The sequence below is a fragment of the Litoribacter populi genome (genome assembly GCF_007483685.1).
In the GTDB taxonomy this organism is placed as follows: domain Bacteria; phylum Bacteroidota; class Bacteroidia; order Cytophagales; family Cyclobacteriaceae; genus Litoribacter; species Litoribacter populi.
On sequence record NZ_VMKN01000001.1, the window covers coordinates 24,498 to 49,543 of the forward strand.

The 25,046-nt window shown below is 35.7% G+C and carries 20 protein-coding genes; 4 read left to right on the forward strand and 16 right to left on the reverse strand.

Going from position 1 to position 25,046, the window contains the following annotated elements; translation table 11 throughout:
* The first annotated feature begins 40 nt into the window (after positions 1-40).
* Together FPL27_RS00115 and FPL27_RS00120 are read left to right on the forward strand one after the other, a co-directional pair.
* Positions 41-928 (forward strand): hypothetical protein, encoded by an 888-nt coding sequence (locus FPL27_RS00115; protein WP_143959144.1) that lies wholly within the window; start codon positions 41-43, stop codon positions 926-928.
* Between the two features lie 18 nt (positions 929-946).
* Positions 947-1,297, forward strand: a complete 351-nt coding sequence (locus FPL27_RS00120; protein ID WP_143959145.1) for an STAS domain-containing protein — start codon at positions 947-949, stop codon at positions 1,295-1,297.
* A 250-nt stretch (positions 1,298-1,547) separates the two neighbouring features.
* Here the strand turns inward: FPL27_RS00120 and FPL27_RS00125 are convergent, their stop codons facing one another.
* The 16 genes from FPL27_RS00125 to FPL27_RS00200 all read right to left on the reverse strand — a co-directional run bounded on the left by FPL27_RS00125 (position 1,548) and on the right by FPL27_RS00200 (position 20,961).
* A complete protein-coding gene (locus FPL27_RS00125) occupies positions 1,548-4,232 on the reverse strand; it encodes a thiopeptide-type bacteriocin biosynthesis protein (RefSeq protein ID WP_143959146.1) in 2,685 nt (894 codons plus the stop codon).
* A gap of 403 nt (positions 4,233-4,635) precedes the next feature.
* Entirely contained in the window at positions 4,636-5,232 is a 597-nt protein-coding gene (locus tag FPL27_RS00130) for an outer membrane beta-barrel protein (protein WP_143959147.1), read from the reverse strand.
* Between the two features lie 530 nt (positions 5,233-5,762).
* Positions 5,763-6,350, reverse strand: a complete 588-nt coding sequence (gene rfbC / locus FPL27_RS00135; RefSeq protein WP_143959148.1) for a dTDP-4-dehydrorhamnose 3,5-epimerase — start codon at positions 6,348-6,350, stop codon at positions 5,763-5,765.
* 48 nt (positions 6,351-6,398) lie between these two features.
* Positions 6,399-7,451: a dTDP-glucose 4,6-dehydratase gene (gene rfbB, locus FPL27_RS00140; protein ID WP_143959149.1), complete on the reverse strand. Its 1,053-nt coding sequence runs from the start codon at positions 7,449-7,451 to the stop codon at positions 6,399-6,401.
* A 42-nt stretch (positions 7,452-7,493) separates the two neighbouring features.
* Positions 7,494-8,225 carry a class I SAM-dependent methyltransferase gene (locus tag FPL27_RS00145; RefSeq protein WP_143959150.1) on the reverse strand — a complete coding sequence of 244 codons (732 nt, stop codon included), beginning with the start codon at positions 8,223-8,225 and terminating at the stop codon, positions 7,494-7,496.
* A 73-nt stretch (positions 8,226-8,298) separates the two neighbouring features.
* Positions 8,299-9,108 (reverse strand): glycosyltransferase, encoded by an 810-nt coding sequence (locus FPL27_RS00150; protein WP_143959151.1) that lies wholly within the window; start codon positions 9,106-9,108, stop codon positions 8,299-8,301.
* A 1-nt stretch (position 9,109) separates the two neighbouring features.
* Positions 9,110-9,988 carry a glycosyltransferase family 2 protein gene (locus FPL27_RS00155; protein WP_143959152.1) on the reverse strand — a complete coding sequence of 293 codons (879 nt, stop codon included), beginning with the start codon at positions 9,986-9,988 and terminating at the stop codon, positions 9,110-9,112.
* A complete protein-coding gene (locus tag FPL27_RS00160) occupies positions 9,972-11,165 on the reverse strand; it encodes a hypothetical protein (protein ID WP_143959153.1) in 1,194 nt (397 codons plus the stop codon). The genes FPL27_RS00155 and FPL27_RS00160 overlap by 17 nt, the downstream gene beginning before the upstream one ends.
* A gap of 1 nt (position 11,166) precedes the next feature.
* Positions 11,167-11,982 (reverse strand): glycosyltransferase family A protein, encoded by an 816-nt coding sequence (locus FPL27_RS00165; RefSeq protein WP_185974254.1) that lies wholly within the window; start codon positions 11,980-11,982, stop codon positions 11,167-11,169.
* Entirely contained in the window at positions 11,972-12,784 is an 813-nt protein-coding gene (locus FPL27_RS00170) for a glycosyltransferase family 2 protein (RefSeq protein ID WP_143959155.1), read from the reverse strand. The genes FPL27_RS00165 and FPL27_RS00170 overlap by 11 nt, the downstream gene beginning before the upstream one ends.
* 1 nt (position 12,785) lies before the next feature.
* Entirely contained in the window at positions 12,786-13,892 is a 1,107-nt protein-coding gene (locus FPL27_RS00175; protein WP_143959156.1) for a Wzz/FepE/Etk N-terminal domain-containing protein, read from the reverse strand.
* A 25-nt stretch (positions 13,893-13,917) separates the two neighbouring features.
* Positions 13,918-14,808: a glycosyltransferase family 2 protein gene (locus FPL27_RS00180; protein WP_143959157.1), complete on the reverse strand. Its 891-nt coding sequence runs from the start codon at positions 14,806-14,808 to the stop codon at positions 13,918-13,920.
* A gap of 21 nt (positions 14,809-14,829) precedes the next feature.
* Positions 14,830-15,639: a glycosyltransferase domain-containing protein gene (locus tag FPL27_RS00185; protein ID WP_143959158.1), complete on the reverse strand. Its 810-nt coding sequence runs from the start codon at positions 15,637-15,639 to the stop codon at positions 14,830-14,832.
* A gap of 15 nt (positions 15,640-15,654) precedes the next feature.
* Complete coding sequence (locus FPL27_RS00190; protein ID WP_143959159.1) at positions 15,655-16,512, reverse strand: hypothetical protein; 858 nt, start codon at positions 16,510-16,512, stop codon at positions 15,655-15,657.
* 16 nt (positions 16,513-16,528) lie between these two features.
* The gene (locus tag FPL27_RS00195) at positions 16,529-18,304 is read right to left on the reverse strand and encodes an ABC transporter ATP-binding protein (protein ID WP_221936574.1); all 1,776 of its coding nucleotides are present in this window, start codon (positions 18,302-18,304) and stop codon (positions 16,529-16,531) included.
* A 23-nt stretch (positions 18,305-18,327) separates the two neighbouring features.
* Positions 18,328-20,961, reverse strand: a complete 2,634-nt coding sequence (locus FPL27_RS00200) for an SLBB domain-containing protein (protein ID WP_143959160.1) — start codon at positions 20,959-20,961, stop codon at positions 18,328-18,330.
* Positions 20,962-21,843: 882 nt separating this feature from the next.
* Between FPL27_RS00200 and FPL27_RS00205 the strand changes: the two genes are divergently transcribed.
* A complete protein-coding gene (locus tag FPL27_RS00205; protein ID WP_235893346.1) occupies positions 21,844-22,491 on the forward strand; it encodes a hypothetical protein in 648 nt (215 codons plus the stop codon).
* Positions 22,492-22,826: 335 nt separating this feature from the next.
* Positions 22,827-24,455 carry a capsule assembly Wzi family protein gene (locus tag FPL27_RS00210; protein ID WP_143959161.1) on the forward strand — a complete coding sequence of 543 codons (1,629 nt, stop codon included), beginning with the start codon at positions 22,827-22,829 and terminating at the stop codon, positions 24,453-24,455.
* Positions 24,456-25,046 lie beyond the last annotated feature (591 nt).

Here is a 25,046-nt window from a genome sequence, read left to right on the forward strand (position 1 = left end):
TTGAAGTCAATTGAAGTACTCTCCTTACTTATTGAAATACATGTCTAACCATAAAATATACGTCCCTAATACAAACTGGGACCTCATAAAAATAGGTCCTCAATTACTACACCTGCAGAAATCTATAAAAGCATGGTCCCCGGATATTGAGAAAATTAATTTTAAAGGCCTTAAATTTTCCCCGCCACTATTGGCTGTCTACTATGCGTCACTTATCCAAGAGTCTACAATAAAAATCAATTTTGAGGGATTATCGGGTTACTTAGAAACTTTAAAATTTCCATACGGATTATTACCAGATGATACCAACAATTGGAAGAATACTCTAAACGCTTTTTCTTCCAAGACATATCTTCCAATAATTAAATTCAGCAACAAGACCACCAAGGAAGAAACTATTTTAAGGGAAATGCTTTTATCACATGCATTAAAAATAATTGGCTCCATAACTCAAATCCCGTCCAACTATTATTCCGCAATAAATTATTTGCTTTCGGAACTGACAGACAACATTGTTGAGCATTCGAGGCACGATTTTGGCTATTTTTCATTTCAGTATTATAGGGAAAATGGGCTAATGGATATCTGTATTGCCGATAAAGGGATCGGGCTTCTTGGCTCCTATCAAAAATATGAAGGAGAAAGGGATTTTTCTCAAATTTCAAACCATCTTTTGGCGGTAGACTCCGCTATCAAAGGAAATTCAACCAAACCAATTCCTGAAAAAAGAGGTTATGGAATTGCAACTTCTAGACGAATGTTAATAGAAGGCCTAGGCGGGCATTTTGTTTATTTAACTGGCAACGCCTTGTTAATCAATGAAGAAATGTCCAACTTTGGAGAATATTTCCAAGGCACAATAGCATTAATTAGAATTCCTGTAAAATCTTTTAGTAAAGATTTTAATTGGTATAAATTTGTGGAATAAACCCAAAATGTAAATCGTATGAATAATGTAGCAACTATTTCCTTTCAGTGGCTTGACTCGCTCAAAGGCAGAAATACGATTAAATCCGCCTTTAACCAACCCTTCTCTTCCGAAGATAGGTTATTAGTGGACTTTGCTGGTGTGAAATTTATTTCTCGCGCAGCTGCTCATGAATTGTTGTCACAAGTGGATAAACTCGCAAAGAAAGGTGTAGAATCTTCATTCATAAATTTAAATGAAGAGCTGGATAAAATGTTCGACCTAGTAGAAAATTCCATTGGGAAAGAAAAACAAGCCAGCTTCCGATTCGTTAAATGGCTTGAGTTCGAAAACGAGTCTAAATACCAAAAATATTTATTACAGTTTTGAAAAAAGCTGAAACACTATTCAATTTAAAACCTGCTCTATGCAGGTTTTATTTTTTTATTTCATACTCCTTTCTGTCCTGTTTCCTTACGAAAATAGAACCATGACAACAATCGCCTACGAGGAGCCACAAACCGCCCGCAGGGCGTTTGTCTCCTCACGGCGGACAACTATGACAACCATCACAACCACCAAAACAAAAAGCCCGAAGCCATCACTGACCCCGAGCCCTAAACTTTAAACCATTAATCCCTTATTCAATATACCCATACACTACAGGTCTATGTAAATACTCCTCCACCTTCCGATATATACAGTTCCATATCATCGGCTCCACCAACTGTGGTGATTCAGGAAATAACCTATTGATAAACATATGCAAATGGTTTTCAATCAGAGTATGTACCTTATCCTCCTGCTCCCAATATTCGTGATAGGAAAGTTCCTCACAATAGGCCTCCAATATTTGATCAAATCGCGGATCCATTTCCTTACCATCAATATAAGCTAAATGAAACTTGCTGAAGGCCCTCCGCTCAGCACGATTATAACTTGTGACGATATCCTTTTTATACCGGTTCTTCCATGAAGTTGCTTTTTTACTTCCGATGATCAATTTTTCACCCAATGCCACTAGCATCAAATACAACTGTTCGTGGTCTACATTCAACAATGGTCCCTCCATATCTACAGCCAATTCGGATTCCATTTGGAAAATCCTCTCCGAGATGGAGATGCTTTTGAATCCGTATTTTGCCGTTTCAGGATAATAGTCATTGCATATTACGGATTGAATTATAGGGTTCTTTGCCAAAAGAAAAAACAATGTTTTCTGTACATCTTCTTTTTGACTTTCTCTTATTTTCAATCTTAACTTCAAATGAAAGTCTCCATCATCATAGGCCAAATAGTACCACCTCACCTGATTCTTTTTTACTAGCTCATTATCTAATACAGATTTGACTTGTGTTTGTAGAAACCCCACTGCATCAGCTGGGGAAAGGTAGATTTTAAAGGAAAGCCAGAGGGGATCCGGCTTTACCTTGGGGTTAAAAAACAACTTTTTGTCGCTAAATCTATATTCTTTTTGGGGTAGGCTTACGGAAAACTGCGGATACAGAGTTTTGCCCTCCTCAGTTTTGAAAGATTCATTTTGTATCCATAGGCATTCCTTCAAAACCAGCTTTTTATTCTTAGTAAGTTCACTCATGAAAATTTCCACAGATAGTCGGCATTCCAAATCGATCAATAGCTCCTGATCCAGATTACCTATCAAAACGTGTCTAGGTACTTTCATTTTTTCAACCCAAGCACGCAGCTCTCCTATACTCAATGCTTCATTCTCCTGAATCAACCACGCAGCAGGTTTCACTACCAATTCCCCCCAATTAAGCTGGGGAACATGTGGCACCAGTTCAGATGGATTATAGTGATCAGTGACCGATTTGGCTCTGTTTTGATGAGCTACCTCCCAAAGTAATCTGGCCAAAGGATGGGTGATATGTTTTGGGTCTACAGAATGTTGAAAAACGGGAATGACACGTTTTTGATGAACCTTGCTGTATATGATCACTTCCCCATCATGAATACCTATCCATAATGAGCCAAAATCCATCGTTTTTGGATTGTCTTTCCTGCCAAATAGAGTGATCGAATAGGACAGTAAATTCCGGTGTTGGCTCAACTGATTTACAAGGGGAGTTTCATCTAAATCAACATCGGCATAGATGACCGAAGGACTTTCATAATACGAGTTAGCCAGACTCTTAAAATAGTTTTCAATTTTAGCACTTAATGTAAATCTTCCGCTTAAGGCAAAAGTCCTTCTACAACTTATAGTGTCTAAAACAATCTTCCCATCATGACCTAGCCTATATAATATGGTTGTTTCTGGAGAGTTGTCCAATGGCATAGACTTCAAAGCCCCTTTTAGGTCAATAATTCCATTCCCAGACCGGATATAACTTGAAAGGTGGGCAAACCCTCTTGGCTTTAAAGATTGGTCATAGGACCATTTCTTGGATTTGAAGTGTGTATTAAGATTCGTATAGGGATGGATAATCTTGGACATGAGAACATATCTATCATCATGATCCTTTAAAAACGCCGTCTTAAAATTTTCAAGATACAATGATTTAGGCTGGTAGAATAAAGAACCCATTTCTTCATTGATATTCTCAAGCTGCCTTTTAATTTCGTAGGGTTGTGTGATATAATCAGAAAAGTACAAGTCCACCATTTCCTTGTATTCCAACAATTTCGTTGGACGGACATTAGCCATTTTTTTATTTATATCAATTCTGGTCACACTCGAATTCCACCGCTTAGCTAGGACAAGCCCACTAAATATAAGTGCCATCCATACGCTCCGCACCGAATTTAATGGCACATTTGTAAACCATCTTCTAAACTCAGTATAATTCAAGGTAGGATAGTGGTGAAGGTGATCTATCGCCTTTTCAAAAACTGGGTTATAATCCAGCATTTGTTCTTTCCACTTATAAGTTTTTTTATCCTTGTCCCAAAAATATACTTTGTCACCAATCAGAGAGGCTCCAGAGTTGATTACATAATCAGAATAATAAATTTTTTCCCTGATTTCCTTCTTATTGGTGTACCGAATAACTATGTTTTTGTCATGTGCAATCAGGTAAGGTTGAGCGCATTCCTGATAGGAGAACTTTTCCCCAAAATTCCCAAGTCCCACTCCCGCCCAAAGCCCGAAAGGAGTAGGCCGGTACCTACCTCTAAGCAAGTATTTGAAAAGCGTAACTTTCTCTTTGGCTGACAAATCCTGGTAAGGCGTGTCCTTTATACTTGTAAAAAAGTCCGATGAAGACAACTGCACCATTTTGAGGATCTGTGCATAATTGTCCTCGATTTCCTGACCGCTGGAGGGGTCAAGGGTAAGCGAAGGTAATCTGTAAATAAACTCCATAAGATTTTGGTTATTAGTAAAACATGACCAATTCTACCCCATAATCTCACTTCCTACAACACCCCATCCCAATTCCCCCCTTAACCGACCTAATTTCTCCCTTGACCGTATTTTTTCACCCCGTGGCGTCCTACTCTACCTTCATCCCATTGGCAGCCATCAGCTGCCAATCCACGTGCGCAGCTCCTTAATCTGTTAATCCATTCAACTTTTACACTACCCCTAACCATCTCTACCGTCCCGATGCGCCCCCGTGACTTTTTTGCTCGGCGCCAATCGGGACATCTACTTTCTACTTCGAAATCATCGGGTAGAGTAGATGGTAGAAAGTAGATTCGCCGCGTGTTGGCTGGCTTCGCCGTAGCCACCGCGGCGAGGGTTAGGGATGAAGGCAGATCCGTGTCTACCTGCCAAAGAAGTAATTCACTCCTAAATTCACATGTCCGAAACTGATCCGAAAATTTGTGGTTTCTAAATAATAGTCAGTCCAGTTAGATTGGTAAAAGATTTCTCCAATGCTAGCGTCAAAACCCCATTTTGGATTAGGCATGAAAGTAAAGGCAGGGCGAAGGGAGAGGTATACCCTTGTACTGCTTTCATTATATATATCCCTATTCACACCTCTGTTAATGTTTCCGGCCAAACCCTTTCCTTCTAAGCTGAAAAGGAAGTTGTCCGAGATAGTGAAGAACTTTCTTGCAAAAAGACCACCGGCAATACCAGTGACCCTTATATCTTCAAACAGGTTTGTCACCGGATTGATATTAGGGCGGTTATTTGTAATGTAATTCACCATAGGACCTACAGCCCAGGAGTCACTCAGAAAATATCCCACCTGCCCATTCAATGAAAACATCGTGCTCGTTGGTTCGCTGGAATAGCCATAGTTTACGGTGTGTGCCGAATACACCATGTCTCCCCCAACAAATTTTGTCCCTTTTGATAATTGTCCATAGGAAACCAGCGGTAAAAAGAATACCAGAAATAGAAGTTTTTTCATCTTTAGAAATTATAAAATTTTCGAAAGATAGTATTTAGTTTCAAATTTCAAACAACTTGTTATTGGTGTACGTGGTTGTCATGGTTGTCCGCCTCGATGAGCAAATCTCGACCTGCGGTCGGATTGTGGCTCCTCGGGTTGGTCGACGAGCCAAACAGCTATTGTTGTGTAAAATCAATAACTGTTTAATCTGACTCATAAGTTATGGTTTTCCGGCAATAGTGTTCTTGTCTCGGTGTAAAAATCACCGCTAAGAAACCAAAACCATCTAATAGTGGGTCGACACCCGCCGGATGGCAGTCGTTTAAAGCCTGACATCGGATCAATTGATCCGGTTGTTTGGGGAAAGGTCAGTATGAAACGGATTATCAACCCAATTTAAAAATTGGCTCAATTTAACCCCATACGGGTGGTATAATAAACGATAATATCCGTAAAAAAAAAGAGCCCATGGTGGTGGGCTCTTAAGATACTCTATGAAAGATATATGTTAGAATTGCAATTTTGTCTTAGTGTATGTATTAGCTATTCTACTCACTATATCCATAACTTAACTCCTCTTCATAAATAAATGGAGATTCGAAATTTTCAAAACTGGGCAACAACCTATCTTTATCTGACACAATTATAGCAGTCTCCTCGATCATCCAATCAATATTTAGAGCCCTATCATTATAATAAAGCCCTCCGTCTGATGGCTGATGGTATAGGTTATCGCATTTATATAAAAATTCTGCAGTTTCTGAAAGCACCACGAATCCATGAGCAACTCCTCTGGGTACAAAAAACTGCTTTTTATTTTCGTCACTTAAATAGACAGCATGGTGCTCCCCATATGTAGGAGATCCTCTTCGAATATCCACTGCCACATCCAAGACTTTTCCACTTACCACTCTAACTAGCTTAGCCTGTGCATAGGGAGGCGACTGAAAGTGCAATCCTCTCAACACCCCTTTCTTAGATTTGGATTGGTTATCCTGAACAAAGTTTCTATTAAAACCCGTAAGTTTATTAAAGGTACTTTCATTGAAAGACTCGTAAAAGTATCCCCTATCATCTTCAAAGATTCTTGGTTCAATTTCGAAGCAACCTTCTAAATTAGTCTCTATAATATTCATCGCTTTATTTAATTCAGAAGTTTTGAAATAATTTCAGGACTTCTCTGATTACAAAATATTATTCAAAGAGAGTCTATCAAATTCAATTCCCTCTTTATATTTATTTAGGTACCAATTTATTGTCAGCTTAATGCCCGATTCAAAGTTTTCTTCTGCAAGCCAACCCAGTTTGGTTTCAATTTTGGAGGCATCAATGGCATACCTTCTATCATGTCCCGCACGGTCCTCTACATATTTAATTTGTGCATTATAGCTTCCGCTTTTCAAAGGAACGATTTCGTCAAGTAGAGTGCATATAGTATGGGCAATGTAGTTATTAGTCCTCTCATTTCTTCCACCAATATTGTAGGCCTCCCCACTAATACCATTATGAAATGCCAAATCTATTCCTTTGCAGTGGTCCAAAACAAATAACCAATCACGTACATTTTTTCCATCTCCGTAAATAGGGATCGTTTCTCCACTCAGAGCTTTTCTGATTATTGTAGGGATCAGTTTCTCATCATGTTGTTTTGGCCCGTAATTGTTAGAACAATTTGTAATCACTGTATTCATTCCGTAGGTATGGTGATAACTTCTTACCACCATATCTGAACCGGCCTTACTAGCACTATACGGGGAATTGGGCGCATATCGAGTCTCCTCGGTGAAAAGGCCTTCAGCCCCTAGTGTGCCATATACTTCATCAGTAGAAATGTGCAGAAATTTACATTCCTCATACCCAGCTTTGAACTGAAATGGTTGATTCATCCAGTATTTATAAGCCACATCTATCAAATTAAATGTGCCGTTAACATTGGTTTCAATAAAAACGGAGGGATTTTTGATTGAATTGTCTACATGAGATTCAGCCGCAAAATGAATTACACCACGAATATCATATTCCGAGAATAGATCCGCCACTAATTCCCTATTGCGTATATCCCCTTCAATAAATACATGTCTATTTTCAGAAGCTACCTCAGTTAAATTTTCCGGGTTACCTGCATAAGTAAGTAGATCAAGGTTGATTATACGGTAGTCCTGATATTTCTGTAAGAAATATGGAACAAAGTTAGAGCCTATAAACCCGGCACACCCAGTAACAAGAATAGATTTCATATTTAGATAGAAATTAGAAATTTTCTATTGAATAAAACTAGATTAAAATGGTTTAGTATTAATATTATCCACGAAAGATAATCTACAATAGTTATATCCTCTATTAACTATTTTAAGATCCATTCTTTTTACCAAATCACTAACAATTAAATCTTCATCCTCTCTATGAGTATCATCGATATACATAATAGAATTTGGGTTCAGTCGATCCGATATAAAATTAACAATTCCATAACGTGCAAATTTACTTTCATGACCTTTAGGGCCATCAACCAAAATTAAATCAAATTTCATTGATAAAAGTTCAGAGTTGGATGGAATGTCAAACCAAGTTCCAGTCCCATCAAAAGAAAAAGAATTAGAATTAATAAGATCAAAATGTTTAAATAGAACTAAATCACAGGTTTTACTTAAGGTTTTTTGCCAACCTAAATCTTGATCAACACTAAAAAATTTAACATCATAATTTAATTCTTTCAATAAATTATTAATAATTATAGTTGATAGCCCAGAACCAATTTCCAAAATAGTTTTTGGACGATAAACGACGATATCATTAGCAAGGTGCTGTAAGGTTTGAAAGGAAATTGAGTAACTAGTCTCAAATAAATAACTATCTGGAAAATAAGGCTTTAAAACTTCCATGGCTTTTATTTCCTTAATTCGGAAAGAAATTTCCTTGTCATTTTCCAAAGACTTATGAAGCAGAGTTTGATTTTTACTAACACCTAAGATTAGATCTCGCAATTTAATAACAACATTTAATAGTGACATATATAATAGTTTATACCTTAACAAAATATAATCAATATAATACTTCTAATCAAAAAATCAAAAAAATTGAATATTAATTCCTTAACAATCTATTATAAAGTTTTACAAGAAGAAATTTAGGAACTAATCTTAATTGAGCCCTCATAACGAAATAAAAATAATTTCCCAGGCCTATTAATCTCTCTCTATAGGCAATTGAAAAAAATTTCAGCTCTCTCTTATAATAAGTAAAACCATGTCTTCTCCCAATCATGTCATCCGAGCCTCTGACAAAGACCAAAACATCTTCAAGGTTATGAGTAATACAGCCAGATTTTAAAGCCCTAAACCATAAATAATAATCTTCAAAAGAAATCATAGATAAAAAGGACCCACATTTTAAAATAGAAGATTTCTTGAAACCAACCGTAACATGATTAAATGGGGATCGCCATTTCAAAAAATTATTGATTTCTTTATGAGATTTAGGAACCTTTCTAAAAACAGATAAATCACCAATATTATCTTTAAATTCTTCAATAGTTCCGCCCAAAATATCAACACTTGGGTTTCTTTTGAAAAATTCAATTTGTTTTAAAAACCTATTAGAAATAGATATATCATCGGCATCCATCCGGAAAACATATTCATAAGAACACTCTTTGAGTCCATAATGTAGAGCTGTTCCTAATCCGCTATTTATTTTTAGTTTGACTATTTTTACAGGAGCTCTAGATTTAAATTCTAAAATTATATCTAAATTATCCTTATTAATATCCCCATCAATGACGATTACTATTTCATTTGGCTTCAATATTTGTTGGTCATAAACAGATTCCAATGCCATTTTTAAAAACAAAGGATTATCATTTATATATACGGATATTAAAACTGAAAATTGCATGTTAATTTATAACTCTAAATATTCTACGACAACCATCTATAAAACCCATACTCATATAGGAAAATCGCTCACGCCCATTTTTAAATGCAAACGGATAAACCCCAATTTTAAAAACAATTTTTATTGCATTTGAAAGTTTCCAGTAAAAAGGGGCCTTTTCGTATAAAATTAAATAAACGGAGTTTCGGAATGCATAATAATGTCTAAAAGGAGCTGTATTACCTACATGTAGAAAACCAAGAATTTTAACCCTACCATCACCAAGTTTATGAAAAAGTTTAGCTTTAAAATCGCGAATAATTAAATATCCTGATCTTTTAATCCTCCAACAGTATTCAAAATCTACAACATCTATAAACAAGTCTTCATTCAAACCTCCAACTTCATTATATATATGAGAAGGAATAAGGCTCCCTGAACTTAATGTCTCAGAGACAGAAATAAGATCTTTTTCAATCATCTTTCCTTTGTTAAACTTAGGGATTGATGGTTTAAGCGAGTCAATATCATAATCCACAGGCCCAATTAAACCAATTAAATAACCTTTATTTTGAAGGAAAAAATACGATGATAACAATCGATTGATCATATTAGGGTCAATTAAACTATCTTGATCCATATGAAGAAAAAAATCAGCTCCTTCACTATACGCCATTTCCATTCCTATATTTTGAGCCTTTCCTATTCCCAAATTTTGCATTAGGTTTATAACCGTAATACTATCTTTCTTTAAATTAAGTGGATAGCTTGAATTATTTACAATAATGACTTTATAACACCCTGCAGAAATCAATCTCATAACACTATTATCCAACTTACTCAAATCGGGATTATATGTTACTATTATTGAATAAATTTTAACCTTACTTATTAATTGCATTTTGACTAATACCTTTATTAATTTTCAAATATCGATTAAGGGAAATTAAAACAACAACCACAATTATATGAGAGGTGTCTAAAAAATAAGGATTGAAAGAGGAATAAAATAAATATGATATATAAGTGGCTTTAACCAATGGATTAGAGAAAAATATAATAATTAACAAGATATTGAAAGAAACAAAAATTAAAAAAGGCAGGACCCCTAATTGATTTAGAAAATAAAGTGATTGAAGTTCAAAATACACATTATCTTGATAATTTCTCCACTTTGTTTTTCTATCTACAGTATTTCCTAATCCTTTTCCAAAAAGAAAGGTGAAATTAGATTCCTTCAAATCATCTAATAAAACCTGTGCTTGATCAATCCTAACGGGGTTAGACTCTTCTGATTTTTTATCAAGTGTAGTCTCTATATAGTTCAATACAGGATTAAACATAGCTAGACTAATACAGAACAAAAAAGCAAAGGACAAAATCCAATTAATAAATTCAACTTTAACTTTTATAAAAATAAATAAAACAAAAAAGATAAATACTCCTAAAAAAAAAGCAAAATTACCAGCAACCAGGACGCCTAATAAAGAAATAGAAGCCATTAAAAACCTTTTAAAACCCTTAAAAATAACAAGGCAGATAAAGAATGAAACTGGGAGTAAAGCATTTCCTAATAACTGAATATTATATAAATAACCATTATAAGTATATACATCACCAAATCCATGCTCCTTAAACCAAAAGCGAACTATATTGTATGTGTCAATTGTAAAAAAATAATTTAAAATTAAATGAAATCCTATTAAAAATAAAGCTTGAAATATATTAAAAAAAAGAAACACAGATAAATACTTTTCATTAGGTTTAATAAAAAATCCTAGCATTAAAAATAATAAAATAAAGGAAAATCTAAAAACTAAACCTAAATTATTCCCCATAAAAATAGAGTAGGGTATTAAAAATGCAATCGCTAATAAATAGAGTAAAAGTAATACTACATTATATTTATTGTTATTTTCAATAACCCATTTGAATTGAATTACAAAAAATGCAAATGTGCCCAAATTCATTATAAAAGAATACTCTTTAAAAGGAAATTGCCTAGTTAAAAAAAAGCAAATAATTACAAATAAACACAAAGAGACATTATCAATAGCCTTAGTTAAGGAAATATTCATTTCAGCTATTAAAAAATCTCCCAACTATATTAACAACTGGGCGAAGCAATATTCTACCTATTTTTGAATCAATTCTATTATAAAGCTCTTTAATTCCTTGCAGTTCATGAATCAACAATAGAGGGTTTCCCAAATTTTCAATAATAAAATCTTTATGTTTTTCATAAATATAATCGAAAACTTCTTTTTTATATTTAATATTTGTTGTTCGAGCCATTGAATCCTCTCTCACTCTATAAAAAAAATGATAGCTATTTAATTGAAATACATTAGGATTATAATTCAATAGCTTCATCCAGAACTCCCAATCCTCAAAACCTTTACGCATGTTCTCATCATACCCTCCAACTCGTTCCCAATCTTCTTTTTTGAAAAATGCAGAACAAAAAATAATATTACCACTTAAAAATCTTTTTAATGAAAACTGAGGCAAATTCCATTTTTTATTTTGATATCCAAACAATTTTGCTTTACTATAAACAATACATGAATTTGGAATATTTTGAAAAACCTCTACAGCCTCCTTAATATAGTCTTTCGAAATCTTATCGTCGGAATCTAAAGGCAGGATCAACTCTCCGATTGAATTCATTATCCCAAAATTTCGAGCGGATGAAAGACCTCCATTTTCCTTGTGTAAAACGGTAAACCCTTCCGTTTCTAACTTAGCAAACTCTTTTAAAGTAAATAAATCATCAGAGCCATCGTTTACAATCACTATTTCAAAATTGGAATAATTACTATTAATAACAGAGGAGATGGTTTCTTTTATATAATTTCCCTGGTTATAACATGGTATTATTACACTAACCTTCATAGAATTTACAAATAAAATAACATATGGAGTAACGAAATAAATTAAAAAAATCATTTTTAAGTTTCGCTAAAATTGCGAGACTTTTAAATTTCATTATTTTTTCACCTCTTCTATTGTAAGCATTAATTTTTACTTTAAGATGCCAAATATATGCCTTTTTCTCATTTTGACCAGTTGATATGCCTTGTTCGTGAATTCTATAGTAGTATAACGGAATATTAATAAATTTCACTGGGGCCACCTCTTCTAATTTATAATACAAATCTTGATCAACTGCTCGTATAAGGCTAGGATCAATCCCCTCAGTCATATTATAGTACTTCTTTTTAAAAGTTGCAAAATGAGATATACAGCCTTCTTTAAAAGTTAGCAAAGTCTGACCGACTGGAATCTCCTGTACATATGGAGATAAATATTTTGGTTGAAGCTGTGAATTACAATAGAATAATGTAGAATAAATAAGGGAATAATTAGGATATTCAATATGCGCTTCAAACATTTTTTGTAATGCATATTCACTTATCGTATCATCAGGATCCACAAAGGCTAGTATTTCACCATTAGCTAATTCGCACAATCTTCTTTTTGTAAATCCACAACCTGAATTTATTTTATTTTGATAAAGTCTTATATTAGGATAAAGATCTTTTAATTGAAGAATAATTTTTATTGAGTCATCCGTTGAACAATCATCAACAATAACAATTTCAAAATTTTGAAACTTTTGAATAATAATGCTATTAACACATTCTTCTAAATACTTACCATTATTAAAATTTGCTATTAGTAAAGAGAACATCATATTAATTTCGTATATAATCCACTATTAAACTGATTCCAATAACTAAGAAACCAATAAAAGAGCCAGCTATAAATGATAAAATTAATATCCTGAAGATGTTTGGATCAGAAGGAGAAGAAGGAATCAAAACAGGCTCAAATGCAGTAAAAACCGGTGTATCTTTCTTTAATTGAATTCGGGCTTGTTCTGCTTCCTGTTTCAAAGTATTGTAGACATTAAAAGCAATATTGAATTCAGCTTGCAATTGCTCTTCTTTAGTTCTTGCTCGTTGAGAAACAATTCCTTGATTTGCATCCCGAAAAGCAGCTAAAGTATTTTGGGCATTTTGAAAATTCAATTCAGCTTCATTAGCTCTTTCTTCAATAAACTCAACATTTCTCCGCTGTTTATTTATTTGGTACTCTGTAACATATTGTATGATTCGTTCTTCGACTACAGTATTTAATTCTGCAGCAACCCGAGGATCAGAATTTTTAACCTTAAGAGTAATTTTCCTTTTATCAATATCAATATCAATCCGATCTTTTAAAAGACCTATCGCATATCCCTCTTCAGGCAAAAGAACGGAAATTGTATTGTTAGACTCAGATATAATTGGGGTCTCTAAAGAAGTTTTTACTTCAGATTTAGACAAAGATTTTTTAATTACATTTGGAATTTTTCGGAAAAAATTAATGAATTTTTTAATGGCATGATCAGGCCTATCCTCCAAGTAAAATTGTTGAATAGACATGGTTTTATCTTTTGTGCTAAAATAGAATTCCTCTTTGATCAATCCTAAAAGAAATGGTCTACTCTGAATTATTTCAGGATAAAATTCTGGAGTGAGTGATACTTGAGTTCCAGAACCTTGAAGATTCAAACCTGCTATTCCTGCTAAATTTCCTAATTGACCTATACCACCTAATTGATTATTTGGACTGTACTCAGATAATATAACAGTAGTAGCTTCGTACTCGGTAGTAGATGTAAGCGAAATAATTAGTCCTCCAATAATGAAAACACAAACAGATATTACGAGAATGATCCACTTTTTAAATACCAAAAGTATAAGATCAACTAATTTAATTTTATCACCCGAAAACACTTGCCTTACTGACGTACCCATATTAAATTTTATTGAAACCTAATAATTATATTGGATTTTTAACTGAATAGTAACCTTTTTTAATTTTTCTAATAGTTAAAAAGGTTTTAAAATAATAAACTGGAAATAATGGAAGATTCCTTAAATTTAAAGAATACAAATTCTTAGAAAACTCAATTGTAAAATTTTTCAGCATCTCAAATTTATTCACTTTCCCATACCTGAAAAATTCTAGCAAAGCAATTCGATACTGTGCTAGATAAGGTTTAAAATATTTATTATCAGCCCTATGTTGAGGCCTATCATGTATAATAAATAGATTTGGGTCAATACATATCGAATAGCCTGCTTTTTTTAATCTAGATACATATTCATCATCTTCTCCATAATGAGGAAAAACAGGGTGAAAATAGCCAATTTTTTTAATAATTTCAGCTTTTATTAACCAAGCAGCTGCATTAACAAAATTAGTTGGGTAGTAATCCTCCAAATTTCCCGTAAAATAACTTCCTAACAAATCTGGCGTAAATTCGGGTCTAACATATTCATAAAAGGCAAAGTCAAAATCTTTTTTATTACCGGCTAAATGAATGGGAGATAATATACCGATTTTATTTCCTTTATTTAAAATTTTTATTGAATTATCTAAAGACCCTCTATATAAATACGCATCTTGATTTAATAAAAAAATAAATTCTGCATTATTATCTAAAGCTATCTTAATTCCAATATTATTAGCTTTTCCAAAACCTAGATTTTTTTCGGACTTAATTAATAGAACCTCTTTAAATGAACGATCAAGTAACTCAATAGTTCCATCTTCAGAACCATTATCTATGACAATAACTTTATAATTAAAATCAGACTTTTTTAAACTATTCAGACATTCAGAAATCCAATTATATCCATTAAACGTTACAATAATTACATAAAGCATATTAAAGTTATTATTCTTATGTTAAGTACCTTTCGTGAAATATAAATTTTTGTATAAAAAATTTATAACTCTAAATTTAAAAAAAATAACTTTCCAGAAAAAACCGTCTATTTGCCTATGGAAAACGTAATCTTTTAAATCATAAAATAGAGGTTGCTTTTTTCGATGACTAATCTTTTTAAAGTATTTATTATCTATTGAAGCTGCAAATGGAAAACGCTTAATCGACAAGCCCGACAACCAAATTAAGTATGGCAGACTTATCTGGTCCCTTTTACTATATTTTTCTAAATGCTCCCACCACAATTGCATTAAATTTTGAATCTGGATATTACCATGGCAACGAATCAAAATGTTATTTTCAGTCAAAGGAAAGTTTAATGGCATACCAGTCAAAATATAATCCTTATATTGATTCTCAATACACAACAAATCTTTTTCCGAGAATTTATTTAACTTTTTGCAGGCTACTATTTCCTCATGAATATTTTTTCTCTCGGGATGTAATGGACAGCCCATCAAATAATTATTTTTTTGTAAGGAACTGACTAGCTCCCTTAAGTCATTAAGAATCCTAATATTTCCATCTACATATATTGACCATTTATATTGGTCCATAAACTTATGGGGAAAAATCTTTAGGTATCTATTTATAAGATTGCCTGGCAAATTGGAAATAGATTTAGGTATAGGACGTACTTCCCAATTATTATGAAAACCTTTATAGGAATCAGAAAAACAAATATAATCCACATTATCAGACAAGACTAAAGGGGGTAAAAGCCAATCGTAATTATCAGTAATGCAAGTATAAACAACAAATTTATCCAAACCAGATTTATTAATTTAAAACTTTGAGATCAAATTATTAAACATATACTTAACCCAGCAGCTAAATTTTTCGGAAGAAAACCAAAAATTCTGATTAAACCTACCCAGTCCCCATCTTTCATCAATAATTCGATCAACTTCTTTTTCACTTAATTTTTCCAGTTTCCTCCATTCTTCTTTTAAAAAATTGTCATTTCTTGAAGTATATTTTATCACTTTACTAGAAAAGGCAAGTTCAGCCCCATATAAGGCTTCTTTCCTTCTTCTATCTCCACATAAATTAGATTGTAAATAGACTTGGTATAAAAGATCATAGTGAAATAAAGATCGAGATATGTTAATTACTTTTCGATCTTTTTGAAGAAATTTTAAAGCTCTATGAAAACCAAATTGAAATGCTTGTTCTGATGAAGGATTGGGTGAGTGTTTTGCTATCGGGCTAGGGTTATCCCAAACCAATTTCTTATTTCCTGGGAAGTTTGGTAATGGATCTGTAAATAAGGGATCATTTGTATTTGTCCAAGTGCACTTATTACTGTAGACATGTAAACCCATAATAGCCTTTTGAGAATACCAATCAAATACCGAAAATGTAGCATGATCCACATCTGTATGTTCTAGAAAAAAAGTTTGTATTTGCTTTAAACTATGATGGGAAAATAGAATCATATCTGCATCTATTTTAACAAAAAGATCATAGTTCAGACTTTCAGATTGGATTTTTTCGTATAGTTGGTCGTGTGCTTCTTTTTTTGCTAAATCTTTAATGTGGAATATTTTATAATTTACATCCCTTTGAGAATTTACAACCCGCATGCACTCTTCTAACTCATTTTCACCAGAAGAAACAATTATTACCAAAAATTTAAGCATACAATCAATAATTTAATTAAACTTCCTGAAAATTAACCATTTGCTTAAATTTCAAAGAAGATTGAAGCAAGTAGTCAAAACTTCCAATTGCATCAATAGATCCTTTATTTAAAACAACCACTTTGTCTGCACTTCTTATAGTTGATAACCTATGAGCCACAATAAGAATAGTAAATTTCCCGGTTAAAGCTTCAATATTATCTTGAATAGACCTTTCAGTTTCAGTATCTAAGGCAGATGTGGCTTCATCCATTATTAAGACATCTATATCTTTAAATAGTTCTCTAGCGATAGAAATTCTTTGCTTTTGCCCTCCACTAACCATTATACCATTGTTTCCTAGGAGTTCATTTTCCTGCATAGGTAAAGATTTAATAAAATCAGCCAAAGCAGCTTTTTCTAAAGCATACCAAAATTTCTCAATATTTCTTTTGGATTTTTCCGCCCAATGCGTCACATTATTATATATCGTATCAGAATATACTACAGGTTCTTGAGTTATATAACCAATCCTTTTCTGAAAACTTTCAATATTCAAATTTTTATAAGAATTTTCACCTAAATACACTTCACCAATATCTGCAGGAAGCAATCCCGCAATTAAATTTACTATAGTACTTTTTCCACTACCACTTTCTCCAACAAATGCATAAGTCTTATTTACAATAATATCTAAATTAATATTATTTAAAACTTTTTCTGTATTATAAGAGAATGAAACATTTCGTAGAGATATATTTTCTTTAATTTGATTTACACTGATGGAGCCTGTTACTTCTTCATTATTCTTTAAATTTTTCATGAATTTATTCATATTATCAAGAGCTCCTGACATATTTAAAAAATAATTCCAATGATTTTGAACCTCCACCAATGCATTTAATGCTCGGTAAAAAAACAAAAGGCTAAGTATTAGTACACTCAGATTTTCACCAAAATAACTGACTTGAATTAAAATCACTACTACAACTACAAACATTACTAATGGCTCTCTTGTAGATAAAAGAATTGAATTATACAAGCCAATTTTTCTATTTGCCTCTTCTATATAATCAATAGAGTGCTTTAATTTTAATCCAAAATTTTTGATAAATCCTGTAGCTTTAAGATATTTAAAGAAAGAAACCTTTTGAATGAGTAGTCCTTGAAATCCATGTCCACCTTTGGAAATCTTTTTTGACGTTTCTTTAGTTTTCTCAAATATTTTTTTATAAACAAAATTAGAACATCCTCCCCCTACTGCTACCAGGAGAGCAAATTGAGGATTGGTAACAAATGCTAATACAAAATATACTAAAACTAAAATCCCAGCCTGAATAGATAAAAAATATCCTCTGTAAGCATTTGATACTCTTCCTACTTCTCCACCCAAAGTGTTTTGAATCTCTCCTGCATCTGATTTTACAAAACTTTTAAAGCTAAAATTTGAAAGTAAATCAACATTTTCATATCTAATTTTCTTTATAAAGTACTGTTGAGTATGAACGTTGTAATATGATTCAAGAAATTTAAACACCCCTTTCAATGTAAAAAAAACAAGAATAATGCTTAGTACCGAGACAAGAGATAAAGGTATACCTAAGGCTTCAACACCTGTTAAAATAAAGCCCATACCTCCCAAACCTGAGTCTGCATCACTGACGTTCCCATCAACAATATGTAATAATGGAAGAAACATAGCTAATCCAAACCCATCTAAAACACCAACTAAAAGGCTTAAACCTAAAGTTATAAAAATCCTATATCTCAAATGATTATAGAAAAAAGTAAAATGAATTAAATTTTTTTTCACGAAGGAATTTATCATTTTCATAATCATTCTGAAATATTGTTTAAAACCTGCGTAATTACTAATGCCATAGTGGCAAGGCCAGACCCAATTGTAACCCATGCTTGAGGTGGAATAGGAGCTCGATCAGGTTTTTCTGGAACAATGATCTCCGCCCCAGGCTCAATGCTTGGATAAAATTTTAATCCTAGGAAAGACCGTGTTCTTTGAACATCCCCATTTGCGTATACCACATAGGCCCGGGATCTCCTAGAGCTTTCTGTATACCCTCCAGCTCTTGAAATGTAATTCCTAAAGCTTCTGTTACTATCATACCGGGCAGTCGTTGGGTATAGCACTTCCCCTCTCATCCTGACGGTTTGAAGTTCCTTAGGTATACTTAATACGTCTCCTTCTTGTAAAATCAAATCATACTTTGACCCAGGATTTTGGAGAATTTTCTCCAGCTCTATACCCACCAATTCAGTTTCTCTTATGGTAAGTTTGACAGAACTTGTGTCTGCACCATCTAGACCAGCATACCTATCTTCTATGAAGCCAAGATTTGCATCTGTATCCTCTTCCCTACGTTTATCTCTTTCTTCTCGGAGAACTTCTACCCTCCTCTCAAGTCTCTTTAGTAATTCCATTTCAGTTTCGGAATTGTCCACATTGTCTCCTCTATCAATATGATCCAATAAGGATTGAAGGTTTTTCAGTTTGCGTTCCTCTTCTTCCAACGTTTTATAAAATTCTGTCCTACGGATCAAAGTAGCTCCCTTTGGATAAGCAAACTGGTTCATTCCGCCTGCTCTCTTCAAAACATCAGATATTCGCTCATCAATTTTCCCCAAAGCAAAATCACCGGGAAATAAAACTTCTCCCTCCACTTTAACCACTTTATCCCTTTGGAATCCAGGACTCTTTCTAATAAAGACATGATCAAAAGGCTGTAAAATAATACCAGCATCTTCTGGTCTCACATTCAAATCTCTATCGATTTCTATGGTGATGATTTCAGCAATCTTTCCAGTACGGTCATTTTTCACCCTCCTAGCAATTTCAATGAAGGAATTGGATGCTGATTCTTTAAATCCTCTTGATTTCACCACCAAGTCACCCACCGTCATATTATCCGCATACTGATAAACACCGGTTCTATTCACCTCTCCAGAAACCTGCACGTAGTATTCTTCCTTGATGTCGTAGATGGAAGCAATGTTCAATATATCCTCTCTTCTCAATGTAACATCACCAATCGAACCATCCATCACATGTTCCAAATCAATGGAGAGAATTTCCTGTTTGAAGTTTTCTTTGGTTCTATAAAGTGTGGCCCTGTTGGTAAATGCATCGCCTCTTAATCCTCCAGCTTTTTCTATTAAGTCTTTTAGGGTAAGACCTTCAGTCAATGCAAATTCCCCCGGACGGAACACTGCCCCAGAAACCTGAACCCTATTCTCAAACCTTTCCAAAATCTCACCCACTCTATATACATCTCCGTCACGGGGGGTGAAGGTGGCATAAAAATCCGATCCTATATCGTCCACTTGCATTTCAGATCCGGTAGATCTTCTTACAGTCACTCTATTTTGAAACGCCCTATCTGAAAATCCTCCAGCAAATTCAATCAGGTCTTCTAGCGATTCATCAGGTTTAATTTCAAACAATCCAGGTCTGCGCACAGGTCCGTCAATTTCCACTCGTCTACGTACAGGTTGAACAATCACCACATCATTATCGCGCAGCATGATATTGGAATCCTGTCCCCCTCTTACCAAAAAGTCGTAGATATCCACTTCTCCGATCATCTTGCTGTCTCTATATACTTGCACATGTCTGAATGAACCATTCTCATTAGGTCCACCAGCCGCAAAAAGGCCATTAAACACGGATCCAAAAGAAGGCAAGTTATAAGTGCCAGGCTTTCTAAGTTCACCTACCATGGAAACTTTAATGGTACGGATGTTCCCCAACCTGATCTGCAGGAAAGTATTTGGATTTGAACCTCTAAGACCGCTATAGATATTGGATAAAGAACTAGTCAGTCGAGATGTAGCCGCCTCCACAGAAAGTCCCCCAACTTGGACTGGCCCCACATTGGGAATAAAAACCCTGCCCTCAGGATTAACTGTCAGGTCATATTCCTGTTGGGATGCCCCGTACACATCTATTAAAAGTTGATCTCCCGCACCAATAGTATAGTTTTGAGGTGTGGGGATGTTCATGCTGGGATTAAAGGTTAATTCCCTGTTGTGGAACAGCGTGTAACCGAAAATCTTTTTCTGCTTTGGGGTAAGATCATAATAAGGGTCTGAGCGGCGAAGCGAATCAAATATGGCCTCCAACTCATCTACTTCCCCTTCAACCGTTCTGCTGTCTCTGCCTTGTATTCTCCTATCACCACGCTGTTGCTGACCTTGATCCCCTCTCCTACCCGATCTCAATTCCTGAATTCTTTGGCGGAGTTTCCCCACTTCCTGGGGAGGCATTCCCCTCTCTTGCGCCATCTGGGGAATTTGCTGTTCGGTTATACCCTGTTGCTCCGCCCGTTTGATCAACTGCTCAATCTGCGCATCCGAAAGGTTATCGACTTTTACGTTTTGAATGTCCTGTAGGGACTGGGCATGCGCTATTACACTTACTAAAAAGAATAAGAGAAATAATGATAATTGTTTCATTTACTATTTATAGAGAAAACAGAAATGGATTTCTGTAGTTATTTACTTGTTACTTAAAGCCTAACACGTCAAGTTTGACGATTAAGTTACCTGCATTCACCAATAGGAAAACTAACCGCAAAGAAAAGAAAGAAATCCCAAAGTATGTTAAGCCTTTAGTTTTATTAACTTAATACGAATAGCCATCTCGGCTGTACTGCTCAGTTACTTCCAATTTTAACCGCGGAACTTGTCCTGCGATGCTTGCGGATCGGGAAGACGCAGACCCGCGAAGGCCTTTGTGCCCTTATTTTTTCTTTGTGGCCCTTGGTGCCTCTTTTATTGCCGCGATGAAGCCTTTGTGTAACTTCTTTTTAAACTTAGTGTCCTAGTGACCAATTTGTTTCCGTCCTGACATCCCCCCTACCCCCTTCGAAGGGGGAATTACTTAGAGTAGTGCCCTTAGTGCCCCATTTATCGCCGCGTCGGGGGAACTCTGCGAAACTCCATTTTGAACTCTGTGATACTCCGTGTCCCTTTTCACCAACATCGCACAGCTTCGCCCCGTCGGTCACAGCTTCAGCTGTCCTAGCAAGGTTAACGATTCAAGCAAAAATGTAGTATGGAGAATAGTTGCGCAGTAAAATTCCTGCAAATTTAACCATAGTTATCCTAAATTGCAGGTTTGAAGCCGTTTATTTATATCCATGAGAAACTGACTCACAGCTAATTGCTTATCAGCTTTGCATTTAGCCTCTTCATATACTGAAAAAAGCCGTTTGAAAGAAACCCACCCCAAATCACTTAAACTTTAAACCATAAGCCTTTAACCATTTTACTCGCACGTAATACCTAATTATTCCTATATTTGTCGGTGTTATTTATCTAAGTACCTGAATCAAAATGAAATCACTTAGTATTTTGGCCTTCGGCCTGGCTATAATGGCATTTTTCTCCTGCCAGCAAGAGTTATTAGAAGAACAGACCATTTACGTAAATGACTTTACCACCGGCAATCTTGAAGATTTTATTACCCAACGTGGTATAGACTTTTACAATGGGGATTCGGTACTTGGGTTTTTCAACAACGAGGGTTTCAGCATGAAATTGAGAAATCTGCCCTCCCATAATATGGTAAGAGTTTCGATTGATTTATATTTACACGATTCCTGGGATGGCAATTTCCAGGATCCGGGAGGACCGGATGTCTGGAAGATGTTTTTGGATGAGCAGGAGGTGTTGAACACCACCTTTTCCAATTCACCTTGCGAAAGCGCTTATTGCCTTTATCAATCCTATCCTGAGAATTATGTGAGACAGTTTGTCCCCAAAACCGGGGTGGTAAGAGGCAATCTTCCGGGCAGGTGCCAATATGCGGGCATTCCCAACTGGACCAGCCATTACCGCATCAGCAAACTCATCTCCCACAACAACAGCACCCTCACCATCTCCTGCCTGGACGAACTGGTCCAGTGGAATGCCGAGGACCAAAGATGTGATGAGAGCTGGTCAGTGAATAAAATTGAAGTGAGTGTGTTGAACGTAAGATAACGATAACAATTCCCCCTTAGAAGGGGGGCAGGGGGGATGTCAAACGAAGATAATTGGTCACAAAGTCACACTAAGTTCGACACAAAGGAGTCGCACAAAGTAAAAGTAAATAGACCCGACAGTCACCAAGTAATCCCCCCGATGTTTAACTAGCCTCTTGGGAGGACACAAAAACGGAAAATTATAAACGAGGAATTAGGAATGTGATGAGAATGAATTTTGAAAATTTAAACTTCGTGCGACTTCTTTAAAACTTCTTCGACTTAGTGACCTATTGAAAAATTTCGCTGCGGTCATTGCGTATTCTTTGCGCTCGCTGCGAGAAAACTTATAATATGAAACATTTACTAACAGGTTTCTTTATTTTTATCTGCATGGGCGCTTCGGCTCAAACCCTCCCCGTAGGCTTCCCCGTCCTGGAAGAGAGTCTACGCAGAGCGCAGCTATTAGGTGAACTGGATTCCACAGTTTCCTTTACCCTAAGACCCCTCAACCCACTGCAACTTACCTCCTACACTGATACCTACCAGGTCGGAAACTTAACCAGCAACGACTCCCTGTCTCAAAGCAAGCTCCAATACCGTTTTTGGAAAGAGCGCGGTCGCGTACAGCTTTTACCTTTTCAACTCCACACAGAATTCAATACCCACCACCCTTATCCTCAGGTGAATGGGCCAATGGTAGTAAACCGGGGAATTCAAACTTATACAAGCATTGGAGCTTATGCAGAAGTTGGACCATTAAGCATACAATTCCAGCCCGAACATATCTGGGCTCAAAACAGGCCATATGAAATAGGAAGATCAAAAAGCATTTACACAGAATATTTGGAAAGATGGGGGGATAGCTCATATTCCACTGTTCTTTTGGGCCAGAGTAGCATACGCCTAAATGCAGGAGTCTTTTCCATAGGCGCTTCCAATGAAAACATCTGGTGGGGACCTGGCCAATTTAACAGCCTCATGTTTACCAACAACGCTTTCGGCTTCCAACATTTAACCTTAAACACAAGAAAGCCAGCCAAAACCTTCTTGGGGTCTTTTGAAGGACAATTATTAATTGGGCGGTTGGAAGGATCAGGAATTCCTCAAGCTAATATGCATAGGTTATTGGATGATTGGCGATACCTGAATGCCATCATGATTTCCTATCAACCCAAATGGATTCCGGGATTTACCATTGGTGGTACAAGAGTTTTTCAACAATATGATTCTTTTAGAGGTGATTCATTTGCAGACTATTTTCCAGTAATAAACCCATTTCAAAAAGTAGAAGCAGGTTTTGATATGGATGCTGAGGGAAGGGACCAGAAAGCTTCAGTTTTCTTGCGATATGCCATTCCTAAAGCTAAAACAGAAGTCTATTTTGAATATGGCCGTAGGGACCATGCTTATGACTGGAGGGAATTTGTCTCAAACCCAGAGCATGCAAGAGCCTATTTGATGGGTTTCACCAAGTTATTTAATCTTGAATCAGGAAACTTAATCCAAGTACGGGGTGAAATGCTTCAGCAGCAAGAATCTATTAATATTTTGGCTAGGTATCCAAATACAATTGGGGGTGGAAGTAATTGGGGAGGACACTGGCCAGTTTTTCATGGTATGACTAACCAAGGTCAATTAATCGGGCCAGGCATTGGTCCTAGCAGTAACATTCAAACTTTTGAAACCGCCTGGATTAGCGGAAATAAGAAGTTGGGTGTAAGATTGGATAGGCTAAACAGGCATCAGGATATATATGTAAAGAACTTCAATGACGCCACCCAAAACGGTCGCTGGGTGGATTTGAACTTGGGGCTGTTGGCTGATTGGCAGTTTGGGAGGTTGTTTGTGAGTTCTCAATGGTTCTTCATCAACTCGCTGAATTACCAGTGGCGCCTGGATCCAAGCAGCACCCCCGAATTCCCGAAAGGAATGGATGTGTTCAACTTCCAAAGCACGATCCGGGCGGCTTACGTTTTCTAAAGAGGTCACTAAGTCGCACTAAGTTAAAAAGAAGTCGCAAAAAGAAAAGGACACTAAGGACACGAAGAAAAAATAAGGGCACGAAGGAAAACCTCGACACGGACCCAACGTCGTCACCTCGACTGGAGCTTGTGCGGAATGCTTGCCCGCCGGGGCGGGAAGAGGTCTAGAAGCTTCGCACACTTGTCCCGAGGAGCTTTTCGCGGATCGGGAAAGAAAAAGGGCACAATGGCCACGAAGAAAAAGAAGGACACAAAGAAAGGCACGGCCTCGATGCAGAAGTAAAGGGACACAGAGTAAATAAACTCACACAAATACCCACAGGTGGAATCTGTGTAAATCTGTGCAATCCGTGGTGAGTTATAAAGACAAATGCGGGCACGAAGGGCACAATGGAAAAAGGTGTTGCAATGTCGCACTCTTCTCCTGAGTAGCGCAGCGGATCGGGAAAGTCCTAGACACGGCGAGATTATCTTTTTGGCAGGAAGGCTAAAAGAGACGATAAAATGAGAAATGGGCGCTCAGTGCTCAGCGCTCCGTGCTCCGTGCTCAGTGCTCCGTGCTCAGTGCTCAGTGCTCCGTGCTCAGCGC

Bases quoted from the DNA above. Each gene is read 5' to 3' on its own strand.
- rfbC (WP_143959148.1), bottom strand. From the start codon at position 6,350: ATGAATATTATAGAGACTAATTTAGAAGGTTGCTTCGAAATTGAACCA.
- FPL27_RS00210 (WP_143959161.1), top strand. From the start codon at position 22,827: ATGAAACATTTACTAACAGGTTTCTTTATTTTTATCTGCATGGGCGCT.
- FPL27_RS00125 (WP_143959146.1), bottom strand. From the start codon at position 4,232: ATGGAGTTTATTTACAGATTACCTTCGCTTACCCTTGACCCCTCCAGC.
- FPL27_RS00200 (WP_143959160.1), bottom strand. From the start codon at position 20,961: ATGAAACAATTATCATTATTTCTCTTATTCTTTTTAGTAAGTGTAATA.
- FPL27_RS00130 (WP_143959147.1), bottom strand. From the start codon at position 5,232: ATGAAAAAACTTCTATTTCTGGTATTCTTTTTACCGCTGGTTTCCTAT.
- FPL27_RS00155 (WP_143959152.1), bottom strand. From the start codon at position 9,988: ATGCAATTAATAAGTAAGGTTAAAATTTATTCAATAATAGTAACATAT.
- FPL27_RS00145 (WP_143959150.1), bottom strand. From the start codon at position 8,225: ATGTCACTATTAAATGTTGTTATTAAATTGCGAGATCTAATCTTAGGT.
- FPL27_RS00150 (WP_143959151.1), bottom strand. From the start codon at position 9,108: ATGCAATTTTCAGTTTTAATATCCGTATATATAAATGATAATCCTTTG.
- FPL27_RS00165 (WP_185974254.1), bottom strand. From the start codon at position 11,982: ATGAAGGTTAGTGTAATAATACCATGTTATAACCAGGGAAATTATATA.
- FPL27_RS00205 (WP_235893346.1), top strand. From the start codon at position 21,844: ATGAAATCACTTAGTATTTTGGCCTTCGGCCTGGCTATAATGGCATTT.
- FPL27_RS00190 (WP_143959159.1), bottom strand. From the start codon at position 16,512: ATGCTTAAATTTTTGGTAATAATTGTTTCTTCTGGTGAAAATGAGTTA.
- FPL27_RS00175 (WP_143959156.1), bottom strand. From the start codon at position 13,892: ATGGGTACGTCAGTAAGGCAAGTGTTTTCGGGTGATAAAATTAAATTA.
- FPL27_RS00120 (WP_143959145.1), top strand. From the start codon at position 947: ATGAATAATGTAGCAACTATTTCCTTTCAGTGGCTTGACTCGCTCAAA.
- FPL27_RS00115 (WP_143959144.1), top strand. From the start codon at position 41: ATGTCTAACCATAAAATATACGTCCCTAATACAAACTGGGACCTCATA.
- FPL27_RS00180 (WP_143959157.1), bottom strand. From the start codon at position 14,808: ATGCTTTATGTAATTATTGTAACGTTTAATGGATATAATTGGATTTCT.
- FPL27_RS00160 (WP_143959153.1), bottom strand. From the start codon at position 11,165: ATGAATATTTCCTTAACTAAGGCTATTGATAATGTCTCTTTGTGTTTA.
- FPL27_RS00170 (WP_143959155.1), bottom strand. From the start codon at position 12,784: ATGATGTTCTCTTTACTAATAGCAAATTTTAATAATGGTAAGTATTTA.
- rfbB (WP_143959149.1), bottom strand. From the start codon at position 7,451: ATGAAATCTATTCTTGTTACTGGGTGTGCCGGGTTTATAGGCTCTAAC.